Raw genomic sequence first — 6,106 nt, forward strand, 5'->3', positions numbered from 1 at the left:
AGATGTATATCCATCTACTCCTTTTTCTAGATTTAGTTTATAGTATACATCATGTGGAGAAAAATCCCCTTGAGGAAGGTGTCATTATGAAAATTTTAATCACTAAGGATACGATGAGCGATATTTATCTCGACGCTGTCCGCATTCGGCAAAAAGTGTTTGTCCAAGAACAAGGCGTACCTGCCACGCTGGAAATCGATGAAAACGAGGCCTATTCCGTTCATTTCGTTCTTTATACAGATGATAAAAAGCCGGCGGCAACAGTACGGCTGTTACCGCTAAACGATCAAACGTTCAAATTACAGCGAATGGCAGTTTTGAAAGACTATCGCGGAAACAGCCTTGGAGCTAAGATCATCGTCGAAGCAGAAGCATTCGCAAGACAGCAAGGCTTTGAAACGATCGAACTAGGCGCACAACTAACCGCAGAAAAATTCTATCAAAAGTTAGGCTATACGGCATATGGCGAAATTTTTAAAGATGCTGGAATCGATCATGTGCATATGAAAAAAAAATTGTAGAAATCGTTCACTGACAAGTTCGTGCAGATCTATTTTTCAATTCATATTAAAACTCGCAAAAAAGGCTATACCAAATTTAATTGGTACAGCCTTTTCTTTCTACTTCCGCGACAATTGCTTATAACGATCATACCAAATATCAATATAGCCTTGGGAAAAAGGCCCCTTTTCATTGTTAATCCAGTCCACTAAGATCTTGACGTTTTCCTTGAGGATATAATCAATTTCTTTAGAATAATGCATCTGCTGACTATGGGCTTCGTATTCATCTACGTCTAAAAGACGCTTCTCGCCATCAGGAAAAACTTTGACATCTAAATCATAATCAATGTACTTCAGTGCCTCGTCATCTAATACATAAGGTGATGCTAGATTACAATAATAAGAAACTCCCTTCTCTCGAATCATTGCTATTATGTTGAACCAGTATTTTTGATGAAAATAAACGATTGCTGGTTCGCGAGTGACCCATCTTCTGCCGTCTGATTCTGTAACCAATGTGTGGTCATTCAAGCCGATCAGTGAACACTCACTTGTTTTTAATACCATGGTATCACGCCACGTTCGATGCAAACTGCCGTCGTGTTTGTAACTTTTAATAGTCACAAACTCTCCTTCTTTTGGAACTCCCATAGCTACCCTTCCCTCAGCGAAAGATAATTTTCGCATTTGTTTGGGTGTTATCACACCGACATCAGAATTATTATAGCAATAAAATGAAAGATTGCCTACTAATCTTTGTCGTCAGCTAAATTATTTTCAAAAACTTCCAACATTTTTTGCTGTGGTTTTGGAAAAACATATTGAGGAAAATCTTTTGGTTTCACCCATTGTCCATCAAGTGTCAACATTTCGGCGCTTCTTCCATAAAAAACTAAAATATGCCAACGCAAATGACTAAAGACATGTTTGACTTCACCTAATACTTTTTTCTGCCATACGATTTCTTGCTCTGGGAAGAAATCTGGACTATCCTCCGCAACTAATGTGCTGGAAAATAGATCCCAAGCATCCGGATCATATTGCTCCTGCAGCTCTTTAAAACGCGATGCGCTGATTTCTTCCAAGGGAAACAGCCACATGTTTGCTAATAAGCCAGTCTCTGGGCGTTGCTGCAGAAAAATTTCTTGTTGTCTATTTTCGATAATACCTGCCACATAGTAAACATCTTTAGGTTTCTGTTTTTTTGATTTAACAGGAAAAGCCGTTTGACGATTTTCACGATACGCTTGACAATAATTTTGGATCGGACAAAGCTCACACTGCGGACTAGTCGGCGTACAAATACTAGAGCCTAAATCCATCATCGCTTGATTGAAATCTCCCGGCTGATCCTGGCTAATGATTTTGCGCATTGCCTCATCAAAAATATTGCGGCTGCTCGCTTTGGCGATATCGGCCTCAATACAAAAGAGTCGGCTGACTACACGCATCACATTCCCATCGATCGCTGGCTCGGGAATCTCAAAAGCGATACTGCTGATCGCACCAGCCGTATATGGTCCGATGCCTTTTAACGAACGAATCTCTTCAACGGTGGTCGGAAATTGACCGCCAAACTCTTCCATGATTTGTTTTGCGGCAGCTTGCAGATTACGTGCCCGAGAATAATAGCCTAAGCCTTCCCAAACCTTCAGCAATTTATCTTCTGGTGCGTTTGCCAAGTCTTGGATCGTTGGAAATTGTTCCATGAAACGATAAAAATAGTCAATTACCGTATCGACGCGTGTTTGCTGCAGCATGATCTCCGAAATCCAAATCCGATAGGGATCATGATTGTAGCGCCAAGGAAGATTGCGTTTTTCCTGTTGATACCACGTTAGAAACTCCGTTTGAAAATTTGCTACATCTTGTTCTGTCCAGCTTTCCCAGCCCTTACTCATCTGCTTCCTCTTTTCCGCGGATAAAAGCATCGATCTGATCTAACTGAAAGCCTTTCTGATACAAACTTTGTTTTACTTTTTGACGGCGTTTTGCGGGTTCAAAGCGCTGGTTCTTGCGCCACAGCTTTTCACCTTGTAAATCTAACGCATCATTTTCTTGCTCCTCGATTTCCGAAAAATCAATCTCGGCTAACACACTTTTGCTGATATCACTGTTGAATCCCTTCGTCATAAGCAGCTGCTGGAGTTTTTGCTGGACTTCTCGCTGACTGCTATGATGAAATTTCCTCAACGCCTTTTTTGCCGTATGTAAAGCAACATTGAATTGCTCGTCGGCTTCATACAGATAGAGTGCCTGCTGAATATCGTTGTCCTGCAAGCCTTTTTGCTTTAGCTTTTGCTGAAGCACACGCGGTCCCTTATCACCTAGACGCATTTGAGTGCGAATATAGCTTTCACCATAAACCAGATCATTCACCAAATTCAATTCTTTTAATCGTTCAACAATTTTATGCCGATCTACACTTTCGATCTCATTGTCTTTTAGATAGGTTCGGATCTCTTTTTCTGTTCGCAATTGATAGCTCAAATAGTTCAACGCTAATTGAAAGCCCATGTCCTCTTTGCTTTCTTGCTTGATTTCATCTAATGTTTTTTCATCCAGTTCTTGCCCTTTTAACAACCGATGACGGACAACAGTATCCTCGGATAACCGTAATTTCTCGCCATTAGAAAATTCGACTTTATAAAAAGGTCCTCGACCTTGACTGACTTTCACTACTGTTAACATCATTTACTCCTCCTATTCGAATAAATGCTTTTATTTACATACACTACGCTCACAATTACACCCTAGCAAAAATTAATTCTATCATAGATAATCAACCAATCGATAAAAATATGCTAAAATGAACTGCGCTGAATAATTGAAAAATACTTTTAAGAAAGAGGCTGAATATGGCTGTTCAACTTAAGTTAAACCAGACATTGACATTGAAAATAAAACGATTAGGCATCAACGGTGAAGGAATCGCTTATTATAAGCGCCTGATCATTTTTGTGACTGGTGCTTTGCCAAATGAAACGGTTGTTGCCCGAATCACAAAAGCAACCCCGCGTTTTGCTGAAGCCAGCTTAGTTAAAATTACGAAAAAAAGTCCTGATCGAATCACGCCGCCTTGTCCTGTTTATGAAGAATGCGGCGGATGCCAGCTTCAACATCTAGTCTACAACAAACAGTTAGACTTCAAGAAAGATTTACTACGGCAAGCATTGGAAAAATACAAACCAGCTGGTTATCAAACATTTGAATTGCGTGACACGATTGGAATGGATGAGCCTTGGCACTATCGAAACAAAGCTCAATTCCAATTGCGTAAAAATAAAAAGACCCAGCAAGTTGAAGCCGGACTTTATCAAGCGGAGTCCCACCAATTAGTACCAATCACAGACTGCTTAGTTCAGGAACCGACAACGCAAAAAGTCATTAATACCGTCGTACAATTATTAACAAAATACGAGATGCCTATTTATGATGAGCGTTCAAATGCTGGAATCATGCGGACCTTAATGGTTCGGATTGGTATTGAAACAGGTGAAGTACAACTAGTTTTGATCACCAAAACGAAAAAGCTGCCGCAAGGAAATGCTTTGATCCGGGAAATCACGAATCGTTTGCCGGAAGTTGTTTCTATTATGCAAAATGTGCAGGACAAAAAAACTTCGGTCGTTATGGGGGACGAAACGATTCATCTTTGGGGCAAAGATGTCATCAATGAAAAGATCAACGAAGTCAGCTTTGAGCTTTCACCGCGAGCTTTCTTCCAGTTGAATCCGCAGCAAACCAAAGTTCTTTATCAAGAAGCAATCAACGCTTTGGATTTATCGACGCCTAAAACCGTCGTGGACGCTTACTGCGGCGTAGGAACGATTGGATTATCTCTGGCTAAAAAAGCTAAAGAAGTCCGAGGCATGGATATTATTCCGCAAGCAATCGATGATGCCAAGAAAAATGCTGAAGCTATGAATTTGACGAATACCCATTATGAAGTGGGAACAGCCGAAAGCTTATTACCGAAATGGTTGAAAGACGGATTTGCACCTGCTGCGATCGTCGTTGATCCGCCGCGAACCGGTTTGGACAATCAACTGCTAAAAGCGATCCAAGAATCCCCAAGTCCTGAAATGGTCTATATTTCTTGTAATGTTTCAACGCTGGCTCGTGATCTCGTGAGTCTTTCTAAAATCTATCGTGTCGAATATTTACAATCGGTGGATATGTTTCCGCAAACTGCCCGCTGTGAAGTCGTTGTAAAGCTAATTAGAAAGTAAAAGAGGCGTGACCGAAATTGGTCATGCCTCTTATTTTAATATCCGGCTGCTGGTTGTCCGTATGCTGCATCGGGATCTGTTGCTCCACCGTATCCTTGATCGACTTGATTGGGATCAGTATATCCGGAGTCAGTGTAGCCCTGATCGTTCTGAGTTGTATCGTCGTACTGCTGATAGCCGCCGCTGTCATCATAATTATTCGGATCGTCATAGCCCGGCGCAAACTGACTTGAGTCTTCGCTGGCTTTTCCATCGGAATCATCATAGTATAAACTATCTGCATCCTCTTCCTTAAGATTCGGCAAGGTTTCAGCAGTTGGTTTTCCTAACTGTTTCTTCAAAGTATTTTGAACATCCAATAATTCAGTCGTTCCTAAAATCTGATAGTAGATTTCGTCAATCATCTGACTCTTTCCGACTAGCTGCTTTTGCTTAATCGTGTCGAAAGCAGGTAAATAATTCGTACCAATATCCATCATATCGTCCCAGGTCAAATCGGTCTTCATATTTTTTTCTACTGCTTTTAAAATCTTCTTATAATTACCGACACCATTGATGGACATTGCTTTGCGTAAAATCTTGGTTACTACTTCACGCTGACGTCTTTGCCGTCCTACATCGCCCTCTGGATCTTCATAACGCATCCGAGCATAGGCAAGACCCTTCTCACCATTTAAAGTCTGCTTGCCTTTTTCTACATGAATGCCGTCTAACGTAAATTCAATTTTATTATTCACTTCGATCCCGCCAACTGCATCGATCAAGTCCTTCAATCCACGCATGTTGATCGATACATAATGGTCTAAAGGAATATCTAAAAGCGTTTCGATAGTATCCATCGACATTTCTACACCGCCAAAAGCATAGGCGTGATTCAATTTATCATTCGTACCGTAGCCGACGATCTTAGTTAAAATATCCCGGTCGAGACTGACAATCGTTGATTTTTTTTGCTTCGGATTGATGGTCACTACCATCATACTATCCGAACGGCCTTGGTCTGAACGTCCAAGATCCCCAGTATCAATTCCCGCAAGCAGGATTGAAAATGGCTCCGCATTGTCGATGTTCGGTTTTTCGCCGCTTCCTCGCTTCAAACTCGTCCGCTTAACGGTTTGGCGAATATTATCAACCATCCTACTGGCATCATTTGTCACTTGGACGGCGTAGTAGGTAATCCCACCTATAAATAAATTCAGTAGGACCAATAATCCTACGACAACTTTCTTCCAACGGCTCATAGCACACCTCTATCAACGATTTTTACGTTTCATTTTCTCATAAATCGGGCCGCTGTTCAACCACAGCTCTGTCTCTTATACACATCTAGATGTACATCCATCTACTCCTTTTTCTAGATTTAGTTTATAG

At 41.1% G+C, this 6,106-nt stretch carries 6 protein-coding genes; 2 read left to right on the top strand and 4 right to left on the bottom strand.

Going from position 1 to position 6,106, the window contains the following annotated elements:
- The first annotated feature begins 86 nt into the window (after positions 1-86).
- Positions 87-521, top strand: a complete 435-nt coding sequence (locus A5875_RS07310; RefSeq protein ID WP_088932994.1) for a GNAT family N-acetyltransferase — start codon at positions 87-89, stop codon at positions 519-521.
- 99 nt (positions 522-620) lie between these two features.
- On the opposite strand, the gene ntdP is transcribed toward A5875_RS07310, so the two are convergent.
- The 3 genes from ntdP to recX form a co-directional block, all read right to left on the bottom strand.
- Complete coding sequence (ntdP, locus tag A5875_RS07315) at positions 621-1,154, bottom strand: nucleoside tri-diphosphate phosphatase (RefSeq protein ID WP_010740416.1); 534 nt, start codon at positions 1,152-1,154, stop codon at positions 621-623.
- A 98-nt stretch (positions 1,155-1,252) separates the two neighbouring features.
- Entirely contained in the window at positions 1,253-2,404 is a 1,152-nt protein-coding gene (gene mutY / locus A5875_RS07320; protein ID WP_088932995.1) for an A/G-specific adenine glycosylase, read from the bottom strand.
- Positions 2,397-3,194: a recombination regulator RecX gene (gene recX / locus A5875_RS07325; protein ID WP_088932996.1), complete on the bottom strand. Its 798-nt coding sequence runs from the start codon at positions 3,192-3,194 to the stop codon at positions 2,397-2,399. Before recX ends, mutY begins: the two co-directional genes overlap by 8 nt.
- Before the next feature lie 167 nt (positions 3,195-3,361).
- Here recX and rlmD point away from each other — a divergent pair, with 167 nt between their 5' ends.
- Positions 3,362-4,735, top strand: a complete 1,374-nt coding sequence (rlmD, locus tag A5875_RS07330) for a 23S rRNA (uracil(1939)-C(5))-methyltransferase RlmD (RefSeq protein ID WP_088932997.1) — start codon at positions 3,362-3,364, stop codon at positions 4,733-4,735.
- A 35-nt stretch (positions 4,736-4,770) separates the two neighbouring features.
- Here rlmD and A5875_RS07335 read toward each other — a convergent pair whose 3' ends face one another.
- The gene (locus A5875_RS07335) at positions 4,771-5,976 is read right to left on the bottom strand and encodes an LCP family glycopolymer transferase (RefSeq protein ID WP_088932998.1); all 1,206 of its coding nucleotides are present in this window, start codon (positions 5,974-5,976) and stop codon (positions 4,771-4,773) included.
- Between the last annotated feature and the right edge of the window lie 130 nt (positions 5,977-6,106).

This window comes from Enterococcus sp. 3H8_DIV0648 (assembly GCF_002140655.1).
Classification (GTDB): Bacteria; Bacillota; Bacilli; order Lactobacillales; family Enterococcaceae; genus Enterococcus_A; species Enterococcus_A hulanensis.

Coding starts and splice junctions, on each gene's coding strand:
- A5875_RS07335 (WP_088932998.1), bottom strand. CDS start 5,976: ATGAGCCGTTGGAAGAAAGTTGTCGTAGGATTATTGGTCCTACTGAAT.
- A5875_RS07310 (WP_088932994.1), top strand. CDS start 87: ATGAAAATTTTAATCACTAAGGATACGATGAGCGATATTTATCTCGAC.
- mutY (WP_088932995.1), bottom strand. CDS start 2,404: ATGAGTAAGGGCTGGGAAAGCTGGACAGAACAAGATGTAGCAAATTTT.
- ntdP (WP_010740416.1), bottom strand. CDS start 1,154: ATGGGAGTTCCAAAAGAAGGAGAGTTTGTGACTATTAAAAGTTACAAA.
- rlmD (WP_088932997.1), top strand. CDS start 3,362: ATGGCTGTTCAACTTAAGTTAAACCAGACATTGACATTGAAAATAAAA.
- recX (WP_088932996.1), bottom strand. CDS start 3,194: ATGTTAACAGTAGTGAAAGTCAGTCAAGGTCGAGGACCTTTTTATAAA.